Consider the following 21,419-nt stretch of genomic DNA (forward strand, 5'->3'; position numbering starts at 1 on the left):
ATGGGAAAAAATAAAAAACCAAAGGTGACACAAAACACGACACAGACAAATGCACCTCCTGCGTGGGCACAAGGTATTTTTGAGCTTGGTGCCAATGATGCGATGAATCTTTACAATAGTGGCAGTGGGAAGGAGGTTTATCAGGGGGATCGTGTTACCAATTTGAGTGATCAGACATTGGGTGCGATTACAGGGCTTAACAACACGGCTCAAAGCTATAATAACAGCTATTTAAATGGGCTTGCCACGGGACCAAATGCAGCAAGTCAAAATTTAAGCAACATGGCTTCTGGGGCGCAAATAGGCGCTAACCCTTATTTTAATGAAGCCCTTCAAAACACCTTAAACAATACGGCGAACTCTATTAACAGTTCAATGTCAGGGGCAGGGCGTTATGGTTCAGGGGCACATACGGGTGTTCTTGCCAATGAATTGGGGGGTATTGCAACCCAAGCGATGGCACAGCAATATAACCAAGATGTCAACAATATGATGGCTGCCAATAGTTTGATTGACCAGGCTAACCAAAACCAGCTTGCAGGGGCATCGAATTTCTTCCAAGGTCAAGGTCAGGCGAATATAAATGCGCTTGCGGGAGGCAGTTTGATTGATGCCAATAATCAGCAGAAACTTGATGCAGAGCGGGAAAAATGGGAGCAGCAGAATAATCTTGAATGGGATCAGTTAAGTAAGTTACTGGCCGCAGGAGGGGCTGTTTCTGGCAATTACGGTACACAAACAGGGCAATCGACAACACTTGTTCCAAACAATCCATGGGCAACTATTGGAGGTATTGGGGGTATTTTTGGTGGAATGCCGGGGTTAAGTGATCGAAGAGCAAAAGAGAACATTGTTGAAGTTGGGTATAGAGATGGACACAAGCTCTATGACTATAATTACAAAGGGTGCTCTAAACGCTATCGAGGGGTAATGGCGCAAGATATTCTTGCAACAAATCCTGAGGCTGTTTTCTTAAATACTGTCACCGGCCTTTTGCATGTTGATTATAGCAAGCTTGGTTTTAATATGGAAAGGGTTGCTTAATGTCTAGATTTGATGAGTTAGATCCACCTTTGGGTCAAGAAAATGGCCGCAATAATAAAGGGTTTATGCATTTTTTTGCTCGTTCTGACCCGTTCCTTAAGCATATCAATAAACAAGACAGGCGTTATAATCGACAAAAGGCCACTCTTCAGGATCTTATTCGAGGCGTTTATGATGAACCTGAAGAAACGGGTAAAAAAGGGCTTAAAGATTTAATTGTATCTGTTACAGATTTAAAAAGTCAGATGCCTCCTTTATCAGATTACTCAATCAAAACAAACAATACACCCCAACTCTATCAAGGCAATTCTTTAGAGAATGCTGTGTCGTTGGCGCCCCAATCTGAATTTGTTTCTCCTATTGATATGCCTTCACAAGATGAAGCAGAGCAACAGCAAAAGGATGCAATGAATTATATTGCTGAGCTCAACAGAGGAGGACCTGCCCCAGAGCAATTGCAGGGTGATGCGCCTTTGAATGAAGAGGAGGCTTTGAGTGAGGAAGGGGCTTTACAAGCAAATGATAAGCCAGAGCAAGCTGTAAATGGTGAAGCAGAAGATTTTTTCCAAAGGTTAGTGGGGGGCAATGGAGATACACAGGCGCATGATAAATACAGTGCGAGCGGTTTATGGGATCGTTTTAAGAACTCGGAATTTTCAGAGCGTTTAATGGATTCTTTTGCTGGTCTTGCTTCGGGGCAAACACCTCAAGAGAGCTTTTCAAATGCAGCACTTAAATTGCGCCAGGGCAATAGTGAGCGGGCTCAACGTCAGCAAATTTTAAAAGTTTTACAATCCAAAGGATATAGTGATCAAGAGGCGCAAGCAATTGCACAAAACCCTGATCTTGCTACGAAAATCATGAGCGATACGTTAAGCCCTACTGGCCTTCAGGAGGGGTATAGAATACTCACACCCGAAGAAAAGGAAGCGCACGGCTTGCCCGGTGATATGGCTTACCAAATATCAACACAGACGGGCAAGATTGAACCTCTCAAGGGAACACAAAGAACAGATGATCCTAACAATATGCTTTCAAGGCCTGAGCTTGGACATATGTATGTTAAAGATGAAAATGGCAACATACGTTCTGTACTTATTCCAGGAAGTGATGCAGAGCGTAAAAGAATAGATGAAGAGAACAAGAAAAAAGTAGAATTTGCAAACAAATCTTTTAAAGCAGAACAGTTCATTGGAATGGTAGAAAAATTACAGGAAAAATTGGATAAAAATCATAGCATTGTTGGTTTTTTGGGTTATTGGGAATCGCTCATACCAGGAACACCTGCTTCTCAATTTAAGTCTATGCTTAATGTTATTAAAGCAAACATTGCAATTGATAGATTGATGCAAATGAAAGATCTTGCGCCAAATGGAGCATCAGGCTTTGGGAACTTATCTAACGTTGAATTTATGGCACTGCAGAACTCTATAGCTGCTTTAGAACAAGACCTTTCACCTGAGCAGATGAAAGAATCTTTCCAAACGATTATTGATACTTACAAGAAAGCCAATAAAGCAACGCGGATACTTCTTTTTAGTGAAGGAGAAGTATCACCTGAACTTGTTCAAGAAGCATACGGAATTGAAGCTTATAAAAATCAAGATAAGGCGCAACAGACGCAAGATGAGCAGCCACGTGTGACGGAATATACGCAATTTGATACGTTACCAGAAGGTTATGCATTCCTTGATAGTGACAATCGCGTTAGAAGGAAACAAAGCAATGGCTGAGTTAAGACAACCCATGACAAACGAAAAGCCTTTTGATAAGCGATTAGTTGATAAGCGATTGCTTGATACAAACTATAATAATGCTGAAGTTCTTGGTCATATAAGTGACTTTACTCCAGAACAACTCCGAGAGATTTTCTCAAAAAATAAGGAGTTGCTTGAGAAAGCAAAAAAAAATAAAATTTCATCTCCCCCTCCTTTTGATAAGCGATTAGTTGATAAACGATTGCTTGACACAGACTATAATAATTCTCCTGTTCTTGGTCATATAAGTGACTTTACCCCAGAACAGCTCCGAGAGATTTTCTCAAGGAATAAAGAATTACTTGCTAAAGCAAGACAAAATGGTTCTATCACAAACAATAATAAACCAACGACACAAGAAGATAGTCCTAAAACGAGTACTATGGAGGCTTTGGGATGGGGGACAGTTCACGGAGCGACTTTGGGCTATGATGATGAAATAGGAGCACTTTTTGGAAAAGAAACATATGACGACGGAGTGAAGAGACGGCGTGACTATCAAAAGTTGTTGGCTAAAGAGCATCCTTATGCTTATTTCGCCGGTAATTTAGCTGGTGGTGTGGCAGCCCTAGTTCCTGCAATAGTTGCAGGCCCTGTTGCAGCAGGTGGTGCTGCTGTTGCACGTGGTGCGCTTGCTGCTGGACGTGCTGCTCCTGCTATTGGACGAGGTATAGCTGGTGCTATACGTGGTGCTCCTGCTGCTATGCGCGCTATGCCTTCAGCTGTACGCGCTGTTCCCGCTGCTATGCGTGCTGCTCCTGCTGCTGTTGGACGTGGTGCACTTGCTACTGGACGTGCTATTCCCGGTGCTATACGTGCTACTCCTACAGCAGCAAAAGCTGTAGGTAAAGCTGTAATGAGTCCTGTAAATAAGGCAGCCACAAGAACTTCAGGTGCAGCTGCAGATTATGTAAGTAGAGCAGAGGCAAAAGCATTTCATTCTGCATTAGCGCAAGGAGCCACACGGGCAGAAGCAAAACTTGCAGGGGAAGCAGCTGCAAAGAAAGCCGTAGCAAAGTTTAATACAATACGCGCAGCAAAAATCGGTGGAATCTATGGAGCTATAGCAGGAAGTGGTGAAGGGGAAGGTTGGGGGAATACTATAGTAACTACTGGATTTGGTGGGGCATTTGGTGGTCTTACACCCTTTGCTCTATCAGCAGCAGCGCCTCTTGTCACAAAACCAGCTAGTGCAACGACTTCTTTTGTTAAAAAAACGCTTCCAAAATGGGTTCGTGGAAGTCAACCAGGTGAAGTTCAAATAAGCAACAAAGCGCTTAAAGAGATAAGTCGTGCTTTAGACAATGCAGGTATTCATGATCTTGACAAGGCTTTAAAGTGGAAAGGCTCTGATTCAATGATCATTGATTTAAGTGATCAGCTTGCTGCACGGGCTTTAAGAGAGGCAAAAAAAGACTATCCTACACATTCAATAATGAGCAATCGTTTAGGAGCTAGGCAAGCTGAAAGTACTCAACGTGTAAGGGAAAGACTAAATGAAACACTCGGTAAGAAAGTTAATACACTTGATTTAAAGCAAGACATTATTAACACCGCAAAAAGAGAGGCTGAACCGCTCTATGAAAAGGCATTTACTGCACCCATTGCAGAGTCTGTTATGAAAGATTTACAGCTTTTAGAAGAAAGTCCTGCATTTAATGACGCACGTAAAAAAGCAATTGCGGGCTTGTTAAACGTGGGAGATGAAACAGTTATAGCAAATCGTAAAAATCCAGAAATGAGTATGCAGATTTTGCACAGAATAAAGGGGGACATAGATAATCAGATTAAATTAGCTCTCAGAGAAGATAATCAAACACATGCTGCAGATTTGATGAATGTGAAGGAACGTCTTCTTCGTGTTTTAGATACGTCATCTCCACATTATACCCAAGCAAGAAAGTTTTACCATGATGAGCGCACTCTTGGCAGCGCCTTATCTCAAGGTGAAAAAGCGTTTGATAAGAATGTTACGCTTGATATGATCAAAAATCAGCTTTCAGGCTTGGAATCTAAAGAACTGGATGCGTTTAGAAAAGGTGCACGTTCACAGATAGAACATGCAGCAGCCAATGTACAAAGCCCTGAGAATAGTCTTTCCAATTTGTTTAATACGCAAAGTGGACAAGAGAAATTACGGCTCATTTATGGTAAGGATAAAGCAAACCAAATGGTGAAAGCTTTACGGCCAGAGGTTGAGAGATCAGAGTTATTTGCTCGCCTTCCAAGGAACGAGGGTGAGCTCGGATCAAAGGCAGGAGAAGCACTTGATAATGTAAGTAAGTCTAGCCTTCGTACTACAATAATGAATTTTTTTACAGGGTCAGTCAAGCGTGGAGTGTCGTCAATCGATAGAAATGTCGAGAGAGATATTGCAGAACTCATAACAGCCCATGAACGTGGGGATGTTAGGTTATCGAGACAAAAATCTGTTGAGTTAATTAACAAGTTTCGTAAAGCAGAACAGAAGCGTTTAATCACACAAGAAGAATTTGTAAAGTTCATCAATTTGCTTAATGTTCTATCGACGGGCAGCTATATTAGAGGGCTTAAAAATTAATGATTAATTTTCATCCTGATGTTCACAGTGCCATCTCCCAGGCGGCACAAAGGTATGATTTACCCGAAAGCTTTCTTAAACGCGTGGCGATGATAGAAAGTGGTGGTGATCCCAATGCAAGAAATAAGAACAGTAGTGCAGGTGGGCTTTATCAATTTTTAGATTCAACAGCACGCCAATATAAGTTGGATAACAAGTTTGATCCACTTCAATCGATTGATGCGATGGCACGGTTTACCAAAGACAATATCCGTTATTTGCAAACAGCTTTGGGAAGAGCACCTTCAGAAGCTGAACTTTATTTAGCACATCAACAAGGGCCAGCGGGGGCTGCAAGGCTTATTAAAAACCCAAATGCACCAGCAAGCCAGCTGTTAACCCCCCAGGCAATAGCCCTTAATGGTGGCCGCCCTGGTGCAACAGCAGGTGATTTTATGAATCATGTTTATCAGCTGTACAATAAAACAGCACAGCCTGAGCAAGGTTATAGGCAAGCGGTTCCACCACGTGGCATGCAAAGGCTTCAAAATGTAATGCAGGGTGATCAATTGGTTGCACAGAATATGGCAATGTATCCTCAAATGGTGCCTCCTGAAAATGTTGCACGTACTGATTTTCTAAAAAAAGGCGTGGATGGTTTAACGCAGTTAATCAAAGAGAATGCGCAAAATTATGATCAACAGATACAGATGGCACAAAATCACATGATGCAGCAGCCTGTGTTTTCACAAGCAGGGGCACGCCCTGCAGATCTAACGCCTTTGATTGACCCGTCACGACGTCAACCTGTTTCTTCTTTAAATGGTCGACAAAGAGGAGATCAATTGCGCAAAGAGTTCTTAACAAGGGCAGGAGTTTATAATGTCTGATATTTATGATTGGTCACTGACAGCGGATACAAACGCACACTCAGATGATATTATTAATTGGGCACAAGGTCAGCCGCCCAGTTCTGTTAATAATAGTGCACGTGCTATGATGCAGCGTATACGAGAATATCTTGCAGATAATGGCGGGAGTATTGAAGCAAAGTTTGTCGTCAACAGTCAAGAAAAGACGACATCAATTACACTCAATACAGTTTCTCCTATCACGGAATATAAGAATGATATCTTTATACGTTTTAAGGCAAGCGACACAAATGTTGGTGCGACAACAATAACCGTCAATCGTTTGAGTGAGAAGCCTGTTTATAAGATGACCGATGCAGGTGTTATGCCTTTAGAAGGTGGTGAACTGCAAAAAGATGGCATTTATGAACTGGTCTATAATAACAACACACTAACAAGAAGTCTTGATGGTTGGTATTTATTAAACCCAACCCCAAAAACACCTCCTAAGATAGAAATTTTTCCAGCTGGGTTTATTGCGACATTTGCAATGAAAGAAGTGCCAGGTGGTTGGCTTTTGTGTGATGGTGCAAGCTATGAGCGCAAGAAATATCCTCGGTTGTTCAAGGCAATAGATATATATTGGGGAGCAGATAGCGATACTACTTTTAGAGTACCCGATTTTAGGGGGATGTTTTTACGTGGTTTTGATAATGGGCGTGGTGTAGATCAGGGTAGAAAATTTGCTGAAAAGCAGCAAGATAGCTTGAAAACGCATACACATGGCTGCACCATTGAAATGTCAGGGGCGCATGTACACCAGTATCAGTATGAGGCGTTAAGAAGACCTGGCAGTCCTATTGGTGGAAGAAACCCTGCCTTTTATAGCCAAAATATAAGAGCAAATACAGCCTCAGCAGGTGCACATACGCATAGTGCAACGATTTATTCAACAGGTGGAGCAGAAACACGCCCTATTAATACAACGGTTGTTTACGCCATAAAATCATAAAGGTTTTTTAAAGATGATCAATAATCCCTCGGCAATTGATGAGATTGCCGACACAGGGCAGATTCGTGTTCTTTTTTATGCAAGTCATAAATTAGTTCATGCGCCATTAAATAAGGTTCTTGATAAGGTCAAAGACGATATTCAGCATGATCTTTTGAATGTTTTTACAGCTTACCAAAAAGAGACAGAGCAACGCATTGAGACTTTGCAAGAAGCCGTTGATGAATTGCGTTTGCAACTTGTCAATCTAACACATCCCGAAGATACAAATTAAGGAATTCAAAGCGATGCCTATTCCCTATCACACACACAAGTTTGAAATTGAGCCAGCGACAAATAAGGAAGTCAAAGAAGGTATTTTAGACAATAAAGTTGTTGCACCCTCTTCATTGGGGAGTGCAGCGGCTTATTCTATGGGTTATTTTGCGACTGCTGCTCAAGGAAAGAAAGCTGATGAGGCCGTTGCAAAAAGAGATGTTGGGGCACTTGCTTATAAAGATACGGTTACAGTTAATGATATAAGCACAAGTGGGGATCCTAGTGAGAATACAGTTCTATCGGGTACTGGCTGGATAAAGCTATCGCCTTTGGGAATTGGCGATATGAGTGCTGCTATTTATGATCCTTCTAATGTGATGTCAGATGCCTTTTCTATGGAGAATATGGTTGAAGGTGATACAAAGAAGATTTTGACTGCAGAAGAAAGAGTAAAGCTACAATGGATAAGTTCTGAGTGCCCTACAATAGAAAAATGGAAGAAGGCAGATGAGGATATCAATTATCCTATATCTCCTGCTGATCTTAAAGATACTATCACTCATTTTACATTATCAAAATCTCTTGCGATGTCAAAATCAGTTTATGATCCAGATAAAATAGCAAAGGATGTTTTTGCTATGGATCATATGAAAGAGGGGGAGAAACACCTTATCTTAACGCCTCAAGAACGTATCCAGATTACGAAGATTAATCAAATTGAAGAGGTTGCACAGCAAGCACAAACGACAGCTCAATGTGGGGTCAATGCAGCAGGTGAGGCTAAAGAGACTGCAGATAAAGCACAAGTGGCCGCAGAGAGTGCAAAAGAAACGGCGGCGGTTGCAAAAGAGGCGGCAGTAGCTGCACAAACGACAGCTAATAGTGCAAAGAAAGCCGCTGATACTGCACAAAGCACTGCCAATAAAGCACAAGAAACTGTAGATAAGGTGCAAAGCACTGCAGAGAGTGCAAAGGAAACGGCAGCAGATGCTTTAAGCACAGCAAAGGATGCGCAAAGCACTGCTGATAAAGCACAAGTGGCTGTAGAGAGTGCAAAAGAAGCAGCGACAAGTGCAAAAACAGTAGCTGATAAGGCGCAAGAAACTGCCGTGGATGCAAAAGAGACTGCAGACAAAGCACAAAAAGCAGTTGATCTCATTCACCCTCTTGAAAAGCAAGATTGGATTGATGGCATCAAAGCAGAAAATGCACTGATATCACCGGCTCATCTTGTTGCTTCTATCAAAGCAAATAGTGGCGGCAGTAGTGGGGGCAGCAGCAATAGTGTGGGTGTAGGTGTTAGCAAACCTGTTGAGATTTTCATGACGGAAAGTGGGGAAATTGCATGGCCAGAAGGGACAACTGGAGACACCGAGCTTGAAATATGGGCTTGGGGTGGTGGTAATGCTGGTGATGATAGTGGTCGTCATGGTGGTAATGGTGGGTGTTGTACTTATGTGAGAACAAGGAAAAAGTTTCTTGGCAACAGTAAAGTAACTATCGGCAAGGGTGGAAAAACAGCTGAGAATAGCGGTTTCGCTGGGGAAAAAACAAAAGTTGGTCAGTTTATTACAGCTTCTGGTGGTTCTATCGGATACGATCCTAGTGGTATTCATGGTGCCAGGGGCGATAATGGAGCTGATGCAGAGGATCAAAGTGGTATTGGGGGTGATGGCAAGAATGGTGAAGTTGGTAGGATAGGTGGATTTGGTGGTAATGGGGGGAAAGGGGGCAAAAGCGGTAAAAATAGTACTGGAGGGCGTGGGGGCAGTGGTGGCAGAGGGGGCGATAATTTTTTAAAAAGTGCCGGTAATGGAGGTAAAGGCGGTGATGGTGGGCGTGGCGAGAATGGTGGTAAAGGCGGCGGAGGTGGCGATGGTGGAAACAATATATATAACGGTGGCGGTGTTGGAGGTTGGGGTGGTAAAGGAGGAGATGTAGGTGCTGGTTTAGGTGGTGGAGGTGGTTGGGGTGGTGGAGGTGGTAATAGTATGTGGGGTGGTGGTGGTGGTGGTGGTATTGGAGGTAATGGCGGTGATAGTAACCAAGGAATTGGTGGTAAAGGCGGTTTAGGCGGACGTGGTGGAGACAGTATTTATGGCGGTGCAGGTGGAGGGGCAGGGGGTGGCAAAGGTGGAAAAGGCGAGAAAAACGGTAATAATGGTACTAGTGGACTTGGGGGTCATAGCATGTGGGGTGGTCGTGGTGGACAGGGAAGTATTGGTTACTATGGTGGTGGCGGTGGATATTTTCCCGGAAAAGATGCGACACCTTCATCAAGCGGTGCTGGGGGAGATGGTGCTGTGTTAATTAAAGTGTATTTATAGAAATGGAATGAAACAATGGCACGAAGGATTAGTAAAGACTGTTTAAACTGTTTAAAAAAATGGGAAGGCTTACGATTAAACGCTTATCAAGATGCATCTGGTGTTTGGACCATTGGGTATGGTCATACCGGAAAAGCTGGTAAGCCATTTGTTGTTGAAGGTATGACGATTACCAAGCAAAAAGCTGAAACTATACTTTTAACTGATTTGCAAAAATATGAAGCAGCAGTAGAAAAAGAGGTTTGCGTTGATTTAAATGATGAACAGTTTGGGGCTCTGGTTTCATTTTGTTATAATGTTGGTGTAAGTGCTTTTCAACGTTCTACCTTGCTTAAAAAGCTTAATAAAGGGGATTATGAAGCTGTACCGGCTGAATTACAAAAATGGACAATGGCAGATGGCAAACGTTTGAAAGGTTTAGTTCACCGGCGTGCTGCTGAAGCGGGGTTATGGGCAACGAGTGCTTATGTTTCTTCTAATTATCAAGCTGTAGAAGCAAAAGAATCAACAAGTGCTTTTAAAGTAGAAATGTTAGCGCCTATCATTGGGTCTTTCTCGGGGCTTGGAGGATTACTTGCTGGTAATGGTCCAGTTCAGTGGGCTTTTGCTGCAATTATGGTTTTAGCAGCTTGTGTTGGTATTGCATTTGTTGCTCAACGTTTTTGGGAGCAACGGCTGTGATTTGGTGGGGAAAGAAATATTTACTAATGGTGGCGGCGGCTTTAGCCGCTTTTTTTGTAACTTTAGCTAAGGTTTTTCGGTTTGGAAAGAAAGTTGAGCAACGCAAACGGACTGAGAAAACTTTAAAAATAGCTATAACACGGTTTGAAGTAGAAGATGAAGTTAACAAGAAAAGTGATGTGGATATACGCTCTGATCTGTCTGAGTGGGTGCGTAAAGAATGACTATGTTTCTTGCCTAGGATGGATGCCAATTTATTTGGATAGGCAAGACTACGATGGAATCAGTTCAAACTTAGCACGAGACATTTTAAAGCATAATGAGAACGGAAAACGTTCATGTGGGTGGATGCCTATTAACACAAGTTAAAGGTGATTTATAAGGGTAAGTTGCAAAATCCTATTCCCTAACCTGATTATTTTATCCCTAACCTTAAATAAATATCAATAAAATCAATGGGTTATAGGGGTAAAAAAGGCATATGGTGGGCAATGAGAGACTCGAACTCCCGACATCCTCGGTGTAAACGAGGCGCTCTACCAGCTGAGCTAATCGCCCAATCAATGATTTATCATCGGATGGAAGCTTTTTAAGGAAAATTTTATTTAAACGCAAGAATAAAAGATATTTTTGTTTGAGATTTTTTAAAGGATGCTAAATTTTTATTTTTTTTTGAAAAAAACGTATTAAGAATGCTTGACAGAAACGAATGAACCTCTTACACCAGCTAAACAATTGGTTCGAAAGAAGTGCGCGGGTGTAGCTCAGTTGGTTAGAGTGCTGGCCTGTCACGCCGGAGGTCGCGGGTTCGAGCCCCGTCACTCGCGCCATTTTATAGTATCTTCCTAATTTTTTCTTGTAGTGTACACATTTCATTCGCAAAGTACTAAATTTAGTGTTGGCTATAAAAATCTTTTTAACATCTCACTTTTTTTCCTTTAATTTGATAGTTTCTGAGAATAGGGGCTTGCGTCTTTTTTCGCACTGCTGTACCTATATCAATAAAGAAAAAATTGCACGACATGCCTTTTGAAGCTGTACGAGCGGGAGTAGCGGGACAATTATGATAATTTATGTGCTTATCTAGACAATATCAAATAATTACGTTACTTCAGGCACTTTATTAAAGCGGAAGAAGATGATGACTCATTTGTTGAGTTCTTACTTACCAGTGTTGATTTTTATTATTGTTTCAGCAGTTATTGCAGGGGCTCTTTTAATTACGCCTTACATTGTGGCTTATCGTGCTCCCGATCCGGAGAAATTATCAGCTTATGAATGCGGGTTTAACTCTTTTGATGACGCTCGCATGAAATTTGATATTCGGTTTTATTTGGTTTCAATTTTGTTTATTATTTTTGATCTTGAAATTGCTTTTCTTTTTCCTTGGGCTGTTTCATTTGGCTCAATAGGTATGTTGGGTTTTTGGTCAATGATGATGTTTTTAGCAATTTTGACGATTGGATTTATATATGAGTGGAAAAAGGGGGCTCTTGAATGGGATTAATATTAAATAATTCAACAGTTATAACTCCAAAGTCAAAAGAAGTAACGGGGTTGAGTGCTGGTGAATTGATAGGTTCTCATGATAAATTTTTTCATGATATAAATGCTGAATTGTCTGATAAAGGTTTTTTAGTAACCTCAGCAGATGCTTTGATAACTTGGGCGCGCACTGGCTCATTGATGTGGATGAGTTTTGGGTTGGCTTGTTGTGCCGTTGAAATGATGCAATGCTCAATGCCTCATTATGATAATGAGCGTTTTGGGTATGCACCGCGCGCTTCACCACGTCAATCAGATGTGATGGTGGTTGCTGGTACTTTAACCAATAAAATGGCGCCTGCTTTACGTAAAGTTTATGATCAAATGCCTGAGCCGCGTTATGTGATCTCTATGGGTTCGTGTGCAAATGGTGGTGGCTATTATCATTATTCTTATTCAGTTGTGCGTGGATGCGATCGTATAGTACCGGTAGATATTTATGTTCCAGGGTGTCCTCCTACAGCAGAGGCATTGCTTTACGGTATATTGTTGTTGCAGAAGAAAATCCGTCGTACTGGATCTATAGAGCGATAGAGGCTTCAGAGTGATGTTTGAATCATTAAATGAGCTTTCTGCCTATTTGAAGAATCAATTAGGGGATAAAGTGGAAGAAAGTGTACTTGCATTTGGCGAATTGACGATTGTGTCACGTCTTGATGCAATTACTGATGTTTTAATGTTTGTGCGTGATGATTCTCGCTGTCAGTTTGTTAATATTACAGACATTAGCGGTGTTGATTATCCTTCTCGAGACAAACGTTTTGATGTCTCTTATCAATTATTATCTCCTCGTCATAATTTACGGTTACGTGTTAAGGTGCGGACTGATGAAAATGTTCCGATTCCTTCTGCGTGCTCAGTTTATCCTGGAGCAGAGTGGTATGAGCGTGAAACGTACGATATGTATGGTATTTTATTTTCTGGTCATCCAGATTTAAGACGTATTTTAACTGATTATGGGTTTGAAGGGCATCCTTTACGTAAAGATTTTCCTGTGACAGGATTCGTTGAATGTCGTTATGATAATGAAGTTAAGCGAGTGATCTATGAACCTGTTGTTTTGCGGCAAGAAATGCGTAATTTTGACTTTCTTTCACCTTGGGAAGGTGCTGAATATATTTTGCCGGGTGATAAAAAGGTAAGTGATGAAAAATGATATTGGAACTAACAAGAATAACATTGAAATAGGCAGATTTTAGATGGTTGAATGTTTTTCAAGTGGAGAGGGGATAAATGTTTGCGTGTAGTAAATTGTTATCTTGTATTTTTCGATATGGTAGGCAAAACTTTATTCGCGTTCAATTAGGAGCGTATTTGAATAAGCAAGGGGTTGATTGTGGCTGAAGTCAGTGTCCGAAACTTTAATATTAATTTTGGTCCTCAACATCCTGCGGCGCATGGCGTTTTGCGTATGGTCCTCGAGTTAGATGGTGAAGTTGTTGAGCGTGTGGATCCACATATTGGGTTATTACACCGTGGTACTGAAAAGTTGATGGAAACAAAAACGTACCTTCAGGCATGCCCTTATCTGGATCGTTTGGATTATGTTGCTCCTATGAATCAGGAGCATGCTTTTGTACTTGCTATTGAGAAACTATTGGGTATTGAAGTTCCTAAACGAGGACAGTTGATCCGTGTTCTATTTTCTGAGATTGGGCGCATTCTTAATCATTTACTTAATGTGACAACGCAAACGATGGATGTTGGTGCTTTAACACCACCACTTTGGGGATTTGAGCAGCGTGAACGTTTGATGATTTTTTATGAACGTGCATGCGGTGCGCGTCTTCATGCTAATTATTTTCGTCCTGGTGGTGTGCATAAAGATTTGCCAGAATCTTTAATTGAAGATATTGGTAATTTTATTGATCCATTCCTTGTTGCTCTCGGTAAGCTTGATGCACTTATAACACCAAATCGAATTTTTAAACAGCGAAATGTAGATATTGGAGTGGTAAGTAGTGATGAGGCTTGGGCTCGTGGTTTCTCTGGGGTAATGATTCGTGGTACCGGTGTGCCGTGGGATTTGCGTAAAAGTCAACCTTATGAATGTTATGATGAAATGGAATTTGATATTCCAGTCGGCAAAAATAGTGACTGTTATGATCGTTATCTCATTCGTATGGAAGAAATGCGTCAATCAGCAAGAATTATGCACCAATGTGTGAATCGCTTGCTTAGTACAGAAAGAAACGGGCCGGTTTCAAATTTGGATCATAAAATTGTGCCGCCAAAACGTAGTGAAATGAAAAATTCAATGGAGGCACTTATTCATCATTTTAAACTTTATACGGAAGGATTTCATACTCCTCCTGGTGAAGTTTATGTTGCTGTAGAGGCTCCAAAAGGTGAATTTGGTGTTTATCTTGTTTCTGATGGAACAAATAAGCCTTATCGAGTTAAGTTGCGTGCTCCTGGTTTTGCTCATCTTCAAGCTATGGATTTTTTAACTCGAGGTCATATGCTTGCAGATGCAACAGCTATTTTAGGTTCAATTGATATTGTTTTTGGGGAGGTTGATCGCTAATGTCTGTGCGTCGTCTTGCAGATGATACCCACCAACCATTAGAGTTTTCTTTTACAAAAGAAAATCAAGTGTGGGCGAAAAATACCATAGCAAAATACCCTGTAGGGCGTGAGCAGTCAGCTGTAATTCCCCTCTTAATGCGTGCTCAAGAGCAAGAAGGTTGGGTAACACGTGCTGCAATTGAGTATATTGCTCAAATGCTTTCAATGGCTTATATCCGCGTTTTAGAAATTGCTACTTTCTATACTCAGTTTCAACTTAAGCCAGTTGGTACAAAGGCACATATTCAAGTTTGTGGTACTACTCCTTGTATGTTACGTGGTTCTGGTGAGTTAATTAAAGTTTGCCAAAAGAAAATTCACCCTGAACCTTTTATTACTAACAAAAATGGAACTTTATCGTGGGAAGAGGTGGAGTGTCTTGGTGCCTGTGTTAACGCACCAATGGTTATGATTTTTAAGGATACTTATGAAGATCTTACAGCAAAACGTCTTGAAGAAATTATAGATGCATTTGAGGCGGGAAAAAATTCTGATATAGCTGTGGGACCACAAAATGGTCGTAAATCATCGGAACCTATAGATGGTTTAACTTCTTTAATTGACGAGAATGAGGGGAAGAAGAAATCATCAAAACTTTCAAGAAAAAAATAGTAAAAAATAAAAACAGAGTAAATAACGCTTTGTTAATAGAGTGTTTATTGTTTGTTTATTTGGAAATATTTTAGTAGAAGTAACAAATCTTTTTAAAATACTGAAAAATTATTGGATTTAGGAAAATGTTGAGAACATATTCGATGTTAGAGAAAAAGGTGGGGTATGCTAACTGATAAAGATCGCATTTTCACTAATATTTACGGTTTAAAGGATAAATCATTAAAAGGTGCTATGCTGCGTGGGCATTGGGATGGTACCAAAGCGATTATCGAAAAAGGCCGTGACTGGATTGTTGATGAGGTAAAAAAGTCAGGTTTGCGTGGTCGTGGTGGTGCTGGTTTTCCTACTGGTATGAAGTGGTCTTTTATGCCAAAGCAAAGTGATGGTCGACCACATTATTTAGTCGTGAATGCGGATGAATCAGAACCTGGAACATGTAAAGATCGTGATATTTTGCGGCATGATCCTCATACTTTAATTGAAGGATGTGTTATTGCTACTTTTGCAATAGGAGCAAATGTGGCTTTTATTTATATCCGTGGTGAATATATTCGTGAACGTGAAGCGCTTCAAGCTGCAATTGATGAATGTTATAATGCTGGTTTGCTTGGTAAAAAAACCAAATATGGGTATGTTTGCGATATTATTGTTCATCATGGTGCTGGAGCGTATATTTGTGGTGAGGAAACAGCTCTTTTAGAAAGTCTTGAGGGGAAAAAAGGGCAACCTCGGCTTAAACCGCCATTTCCTGCTAACATGGGGGTTTATGGTTGTCCAACAATAGTTAATAATGTGGAATCCATTGCAGTTATTCCAACAATTTTGCGTCGGGGTGCTTCATGGTTTTCATCGATTGGTCGCTCAAACAATGTTGGAACAAAATTGTTTATGATTTCTGGCCACGTCAATGCTCCTTGTACATTTGAAGAAGCTTTAGGTGTTTCTTTTCGTGAGTTAATTGAAAAACACACAGGAGGTATTCGTGGTGGGTGGGATAATCTTTTGGCGGTTATTCCAGGTGGAGCTTCTTGTCCAGTTGTTCGGGGTGAAGATATGATAGACGCAGTCATGGATTTTGATGGAATGCGTGATGTCGGTTCTTCCTTTGGTACAGGTGGCGTGATTGTTATGGATAAATCAACAGATATTATTAAGGCAATTTGGCGGATAGCAGCTTTTTTCAAACATGAAAGTTGTGGGCAGTGTACACCGTGTCGTGAGGGCACTGGTTGGATGATGCGCCTTTTAGGACGTATGGTTGAAGGGAGAGCTCAAAAGCGTGAAATTGACCTTCTATTTGAAGTTTCTAAACAGGTTGAGGGGCATACTATTTGTGCGCTTGGTGATGCTGCGGCCTGGCCTGTGCAAGGATTGATACGCAATTTTCGCTCAGAGATTGAGCAAAGAATTGATGATTATACGCGAAACATGGTTCAAAGCAAAAATGTTGCTTTGGAAACAGTAGAGTGAAAATTTTATTCTAATGAATAATAAAATGTGAGTTTAGGTGAATTATCTGCGGACTGGATTGATGATGATAAGTATCAAAGTTGATGGTAAAGAGATTAAAGTTCCGGACTACTATACATTGCTTCAAGCCGCTGAAGCTGCTGGTGCTGAAGTGCCACGTTTTTGTTTTCATGAAAGTTTGTCAATTGCTGGAAATTGTCGCATGTGCTTAGTTGAGGTTAAAGGGGCTCCTCCAAAACCTCAAGCTTCTTGTGCGATGGGAGTTCGCGATTTACGATTAGGACCCAATGGTGAAATACCTGAAATATTTACCAATACACCGATGGTTAAAAAAGCTCGTGAAGGTGTTATGGAGTTTCTCCTCATTAATCACCCGCTAGATTGTCCTGTATGTGATCAAGGTGGTGAATGTGATCTTCAGGATCAAGCAATGTTTTATGGTCGTGATTGTTCTCGTTATACGGAAAACAAGCGTGCTGTAGAAGATAAATATATTGGTCCGCTTGTAAAAACTGTTATGACACGGTGTATTCATTGTACTCGTTGTGTTCGTTTTACGACAGAGGTTGCAGGTGTTTCAGAGCTTGGTTTGATTGGTCGTGGTGAAGATGCTGAAATTACGACTTATCTTGAAAAAGCAATGACATCTGAATTACAGGGAAACGTTATTGATCTTTGCCCGGTGGGTGCTTTAACCTCAAAGCCTTATGCATTTCATGCACGTTCATGGGAATTGACTAAAACAGAATCAATTGATGTGATGGATGCGCTTGGTAGCGCCATTCGCATTGATAGTCGGGGTCGTGAAGTTATGCGAATAATACCGCGTACGAACCAGGACGTAAATGAAGAATGGATTTCTGATAAGACACGTTTTATTTGGGATGGGTTACGCACTCAGCGACTTGATAAACCATATGTTCGCAAAAATGGAAAACTTCAGCCTACAAGTTGGTCAGAAGCTTTTACGAGTATTAAGATGGCAGTATCTAAAACATCAGCAGAAAAGATTGGTGCAATTGCAGGAGATCTAGCGTCTGTTGAAGAAATGTATGCACTTAAAGTATTGCTTACTTCACTAGGATCAAAAGTGTTTGATTGTCGTCAAAGAGGTATGGCCTTGTCACCTGAATTAGGGCGTTCAAGTTATATTTTTAACCCGACTATTGTGGGTATTGAGCAAGCTGATGCATTGCTCATTGTGGGCTCTAATCCGCGTACTGAAGCTGCTGTTTTAAATGCGCGTATTTTAAAGCGTCAACGGATGGGGCAATTTCCAATTGCATTAATTGGAGAACAAGTTGATTTACGTTACCCATATTCTTATCTTGGGGCTGGTACTGAAGCGTTAAATGCACTTATTAATGGAGAAAATGCGTTTTTTGATGTTCTGAAAAAAGCTAAACGTCCACTTATTCTTATCGGAGAAGCCGCTGTTTCAGGTAAAGAGGGTTTATCTGTTTTAAAAAATCTTGCAAAATTATCTGATGTTGTCGGTGCTCTCAATAAAGAATGGAATGGATTTGGTGTACTTCATAATGCTGCTTCGACTGTTGGGGGGTTAGATATTGGTTTTGTTTCTAAAATTGGAACTGAAAATATTGTTAAGACCTGTGAAGTTTTATTTTTACTTGGTGCCGATGAAGTAGAATTAACCCATAAAAAGGCATTTACAATTTATATTGGTAGTCACGGTGATAATGGTGCGCATGCTGCTGATGTAATTTTGCCAGCATCAGCTTATACTGAGAAATCAGGGCTTTACGTTAATACAGAAGGTCGTGTTCAAATGACAAATCGAGCCGGTTTTGCTCCGGGTGAAGCAAAGGAAGATTGGGCAATTTTGCGCGCTTTATCTGACGTTTTAGGAAAAAAGCTTCCTTTTGATTCTTTATCTCAATTAAGGCAGAATTTGTTCAATGATTTTCCACATCTTTGTGCAATTGATGATATAGCGCCTGCATGTATAAGTGATCTCAAAGCGCTCGGTTCACAATTAATTGGTTTGAGCAAGCAAACATTCGCTTCTATAATTAAGGACTTCTATTTAACAAATCCAATAGCACGTGCTTCCGCAGTTATGGCTGAATGTTCAGCTCTTGCAAAGAATCATGTTTCTGGATCTGTAGAGTAAGAATAGAAGGGAAAAGGAATATTATGTATGATTTCTTTATGACCGGGCTATTACCATTGCTGATTATAGTAGGTAAGACACTTTTCCTTTTGGTTGTTCTTCTAGTTTTAATTGCGTATCTTCTTTATGCAGATAGAAAAATTTGGGCTGCTGTGCAATTGCGGCGGGGTCCTAATGTTGTTGGTCCGTGGGGGCTATTTCAATCTTTTGCAGATTTAATTAAATTTGCGGTTAAAGAACCTATTATCCCTGCTGGTGCCAATAAAGGTGTTTTTCTTTTGGCTCCTTTTGTTTCTGCTATGCTTGCATTATCAACTTGGGCTGTTGTGCCAGTTAATGAAAATTGGGAAATTGCCAATATTAATATTGGTTTGCTTTATATTTTAGCTATTTCATCTCTTGAAGTTTATGGCGTTATCATGGGGGGTGGGCATCAAATTCAAAATATCCTTTCTTAGGAGCTCTTCGTTCAGCAGCGCAAATGGTTTCTTATGAGGTTTCAATTGGATTTGTTCTTGTAACTGTTATTTTGGTAAGTGGTTCATTAGATCTCACAACAATTGTTCTTGAGCAGAGTAGGGGACTTGGAATGAATCTTGGTTTACCTTTTAACAGTTTTCTTGATTGGAATTGGTTGGTTCTTTTTCCAATGTTCATTATATTTTTTATCTCTGCGCTTGCTGAAACAAATCGTCCTCCTTTTGATTTAGTTGAAGCAGAATCTGAGCTTGTTGCTGGTCACATGGTTGAGTATTCCTCAACTCCTTATATGCTTTTTTTTCTTGGTGAATATGTTGCTATTGTTTTAATGTGTGCATTAACAACCATTTTATTTTTAGGTGGTTGGTTGCCTCCTTTGGATGTTTGGTGGCTTAATTGGGTTCCAGGTGTCATTTGGTTTGTTTTAAAGGTTTGTTTTGTGTTTTTTGGTTTTGCTATGGTTAAAGCATTTGTGCCGCGTTATCGTTATGACCAGTTAATGCGGCTTGGTTGGAAAGTGTTCCTTCCTATTTCATTGGCAATGGTTGTGATAACTGCTGCTGTTCTAAAATATACTAGTTTCGCTTAAAGAGGGGGCGTTTCGTATGTCAGGTCTTATTCAAGCGGCAAAATCATTGCTTTTATTAGAATTTATAAGTGCCTTTTTTTTGGCGATGCGTCAGTTTTTTTCACCAAAACCTACGATTAATTACCCTTATGAAAAGGGAGTTGTTTCTCCGCGTTTTCGTGGTGAACATGCTTTACGTCGTTATCCAAATGGTGAAGAACGGTGTATTGCATGTAAATTATGTGAAGCAATTTGTCCTGCACAAGCTATTACAATTGAGGCGGGACCACGATGCAATGATGGTACACGTAGAACTATTCGTTACGATATTGATATGGTTAAGTGTATTTATTGTGGTTTTTGTCAGGAAGCTTGTCCAGTTGATGCTATTGTGGAAGGACCAAATTTTGAGTTTGCAACAGAATTGCGTGAAGAACTTTATTATGACAAAGAAAAGCTTTTAAGTAATGGAGATCGTTGGGAGAGAGAAATTGCTCGTAATATATTGATGGATGCGCCTTATCGTTAGATGTATCATCAAATAAGTAGTCGAATGATTCTAACTGGCAAATTGTGGTCTGGTATGAATTTTATGCTAATTAGTGGTTATTAATTGAAGGAAATCCTATGCTAACAGGTTCAGCGGCGGTATTTTTCTATATATTTTCTTTTATCATGCTCATAAGTGCAGTTATTGTTGTTGCTGCACGTAATCCAGTGCATTCAGTATTATTTTTAATCTTGGCATTTTTTAATGCAGCGGCTTTATTTATACTTTTGGGGGCTGAGTTTTTGGGGCTTATTTTACTTGTCGTTTATGTTGGTGCTGTAGCGGTTTTATTTTTATTTGTGGTTATGATGCTTGATGTGGACTTCGCTGAATTGAAAAGTGGAGTGCTTCGATATATTCCTGTTGGAGCTTTTATTGGTGTTGTTATTATTGTAGAATTGGTTTCTGTTTTTATTAGTAGTCACTTTTCTCCCATTTTAAGATCTCATGTTACGCAACCGATGCCAGATTTAGCGCAGCGGACAAATACGCAAGCGTTAGGAGATATTCTTTATACAGATTATATTTTCTATTTCCAAATTGCTGGAATGATTTTATTAGTTGCAATGATTGGCGCTATTGTTTTAACGCTTCGTCACAAGTCTGGTGTCAAACGACAATCAATTGCAGTGCAAGTTGCTAGAACAGCAAAAAATGCAATTGAAATTAAACAAGTTGAGTCAGGTAAGGGTATTTAGCGGGGAGACGACTATGCATATTGACATTTCTCATTATCTCACTGTTTCTGCGATAATGTTCACGATTGGCATTTTTGGCATTTTCCTAAACAGGAAGAACGTGATTATTATTCTTATGTCAATTGAGCTTATATTGCTTTCAGTCAACCTTAATTTTATTGCTTTTTCAGCATTTCTTCATGATCTGGTTGGTCAAATATTCGCTTTATTTATTTTGACAGTCGCGGCTGCTGAAGCAGCAATTGGTCTAGCAATTCTTGTTGTTTTTTTCCGTAACCGCGGTTCTATCGCAGTTGAAGATGTTAATGTGATGAAAGGCTGA

19 protein-coding genes, 2 tRNA genes and 1 pseudogene are annotated in these 21,419 nt (G+C 40.4%); 21 read left to right on the forward strand and 1 reads right to left on the reverse strand.

All coding sequences use genetic code 11. The annotated features are described in order from the left end of the window. Genes BWD121_RS03200 through BWD121_RS03240 form a run of 9 tightly spaced genes read left to right on the forward strand, consistent with a single transcriptional unit; the run spans position 1 to position 10,693 of the window. A complete protein-coding gene (locus BWD121_RS03200) occupies positions 1-1,044 on the forward strand; it encodes a tail fiber domain-containing protein (protein WP_078663241.1) in 1,044 nt (347 codons plus the stop codon). Beyond that, a complete protein-coding gene (locus tag BWD121_RS03205) occupies positions 1,044-2,777 on the forward strand; it encodes a hypothetical protein (RefSeq protein WP_078663242.1) in 1,734 nt (577 codons plus the stop codon). The genes BWD121_RS03200 and BWD121_RS03205 overlap by 1 nt, the downstream gene beginning before the upstream one ends. Beyond that, positions 2,725-5,361: a hypothetical protein gene (locus BWD121_RS03210; protein WP_143245246.1), complete on the forward strand. Its 2,637-nt coding sequence runs from the start codon at positions 2,725-2,727 to the stop codon at positions 5,359-5,361. The genes BWD121_RS03205 and BWD121_RS03210 overlap by 53 nt, the downstream gene beginning before the upstream one ends. Then, the gene (locus BWD121_RS03215; RefSeq protein WP_078663244.1) at positions 5,361-6,230 is read left to right on the forward strand and encodes a transglycosylase SLT domain-containing protein; all 870 of its coding nucleotides are present in this window, start codon (positions 5,361-5,363) and stop codon (positions 6,228-6,230) included. The genes BWD121_RS03210 and BWD121_RS03215 overlap by 1 nt, the downstream gene beginning before the upstream one ends. Beyond that, complete coding sequence (locus BWD121_RS03220; RefSeq protein WP_078663245.1) at positions 6,223-7,203, forward strand: phage tail protein; 981 nt, start codon at positions 6,223-6,225, stop codon at positions 7,201-7,203. Before BWD121_RS03215 ends, BWD121_RS03220 begins: the two co-directional genes overlap by 8 nt. Before the next feature lie 13 nt (positions 7,204-7,216). After that, positions 7,217-7,477 carry a hypothetical protein gene (locus BWD121_RS03225; protein WP_078663246.1) on the forward strand — a complete coding sequence of 87 codons (261 nt, stop codon included), beginning with the start codon at positions 7,217-7,219 and terminating at the stop codon, positions 7,475-7,477. A gap of 13 nt (positions 7,478-7,490) precedes the next feature. Continuing rightward, positions 7,491-9,788: an alanine-zipper protein gene (locus BWD121_RS08605; protein WP_078663356.1), complete on the forward strand. Its 2,298-nt coding sequence runs from the start codon at positions 7,491-7,493 to the stop codon at positions 9,786-9,788. Positions 9,789-9,803: 15 nt separating this feature from the next. Next, the gene (locus tag BWD121_RS03235) at positions 9,804-10,469 is read left to right on the forward strand and encodes a lysozyme (RefSeq protein ID WP_078663357.1); all 666 of its coding nucleotides are present in this window, start codon (positions 9,804-9,806) and stop codon (positions 10,467-10,469) included. Next, positions 10,466-10,693: a hypothetical protein gene (locus BWD121_RS03240; protein ID WP_078663358.1), complete on the forward strand. Its 228-nt coding sequence runs from the start codon at positions 10,466-10,468 to the stop codon at positions 10,691-10,693. The genes BWD121_RS03235 and BWD121_RS03240 overlap by 4 nt, the downstream gene beginning before the upstream one ends. A 258-nt stretch (positions 10,694-10,951) precedes the next feature. Here BWD121_RS03240 and BWD121_RS03250 read toward each other — a convergent pair. Continuing rightward, a tRNA-Val gene (locus BWD121_RS03250) sits at positions 10,952-11,027 on the reverse strand. Between the two features lie 195 nt (positions 11,028-11,222). Here BWD121_RS03250 and BWD121_RS03255 point away from each other — a divergent pair. From BWD121_RS03255 to nuoK, 12 genes and pseudogenes are all read left to right on the forward strand, one after another. After that, positions 11,223-11,299, forward strand: a tRNA-Asp gene (locus tag BWD121_RS03255). Between the two features lie 311 nt (positions 11,300-11,610). Continuing rightward, on the forward strand, positions 11,611-11,976 hold the full coding sequence (locus BWD121_RS03260; RefSeq protein ID WP_078664058.1) for an NADH-quinone oxidoreductase subunit A: 366 nt from the start codon (positions 11,611-11,613) through the stop codon (positions 11,974-11,976). Then, a complete protein-coding gene (locus BWD121_RS03265) occupies positions 11,967-12,548 on the forward strand; it encodes an NADH-quinone oxidoreductase subunit B (protein ID WP_078663360.1) in 582 nt (193 codons plus the stop codon). The genes BWD121_RS03260 and BWD121_RS03265 overlap by 10 nt, the downstream gene beginning before the upstream one ends. Before the next feature lie 13 nt (positions 12,549-12,561). After that, entirely contained in the window at positions 12,562-13,170 is a 609-nt protein-coding gene (locus BWD121_RS03270; RefSeq protein ID WP_078663361.1) for an NADH-quinone oxidoreductase subunit C, read from the forward strand. A 180-nt stretch (positions 13,171-13,350) separates the two neighbouring features. Beyond that, positions 13,351-14,541, forward strand: a complete 1,191-nt coding sequence (locus tag BWD121_RS03275; RefSeq protein WP_078663362.1) for an NADH-quinone oxidoreductase subunit D — start codon at positions 13,351-13,353, stop codon at positions 14,539-14,541. Next, entirely contained in the window at positions 14,541-15,194 is a 654-nt protein-coding gene (gene nuoE / locus BWD121_RS03280; RefSeq protein ID WP_078663363.1) for an NADH-quinone oxidoreductase subunit NuoE, read from the forward strand. Before BWD121_RS03275 ends, nuoE begins: the two co-directional genes overlap by 1 nt. 165 nt (positions 15,195-15,359) lie before the next feature. After that, on the forward strand, positions 15,360-16,667 hold the full coding sequence (gene nuoF, locus BWD121_RS03285; RefSeq protein WP_078663364.1) for an NADH-quinone oxidoreductase subunit NuoF: 1,308 nt from the start codon (positions 15,360-15,362) through the stop codon (positions 16,665-16,667). A 64-nt stretch (positions 16,668-16,731) separates the two neighbouring features. After that, positions 16,732-18,801, forward strand: coding sequence for an NADH-quinone oxidoreductase subunit NuoG (gene nuoG, locus BWD121_RS03290; protein WP_078663365.1), 2,070 nt, complete (start codon positions 16,732-16,734; stop codon positions 18,799-18,801). A 23-nt stretch (positions 18,802-18,824) separates the two neighbouring features. Next, a pseudogene (nuoH, locus tag BWD121_RS03295) lies at positions 18,825-19,870 on the forward strand (NADH-quinone oxidoreductase subunit NuoH). A gap of 16 nt (positions 19,871-19,886) precedes the next feature. Further along, positions 19,887-20,378: an NADH-quinone oxidoreductase subunit NuoI gene (nuoI, locus tag BWD121_RS03300; protein ID WP_078663366.1), complete on the forward strand. Its 492-nt coding sequence runs from the start codon at positions 19,887-19,889 to the stop codon at positions 20,376-20,378. 98 nt (positions 20,379-20,476) lie between these two features. Next, entirely contained in the window at positions 20,477-21,097 is a 621-nt protein-coding gene (locus BWD121_RS03305; protein WP_078663367.1) for an NADH-quinone oxidoreductase subunit J, read from the forward strand. Positions 21,098-21,110: 13 nt separating this feature from the next. Further along, the gene (nuoK, locus tag BWD121_RS03310) at positions 21,111-21,419 is read left to right on the forward strand and encodes an NADH-quinone oxidoreductase subunit NuoK (RefSeq protein WP_010703771.1); all 309 of its coding nucleotides are present in this window, start codon (positions 21,111-21,113) and stop codon (positions 21,417-21,419) included.

Source organism: Bartonella sp. WD12.1, assembly GCF_002022415.1.
Taxonomy (GTDB): domain Bacteria; phylum Pseudomonadota; class Alphaproteobacteria; order Rhizobiales; family Rhizobiaceae; genus Bartonella.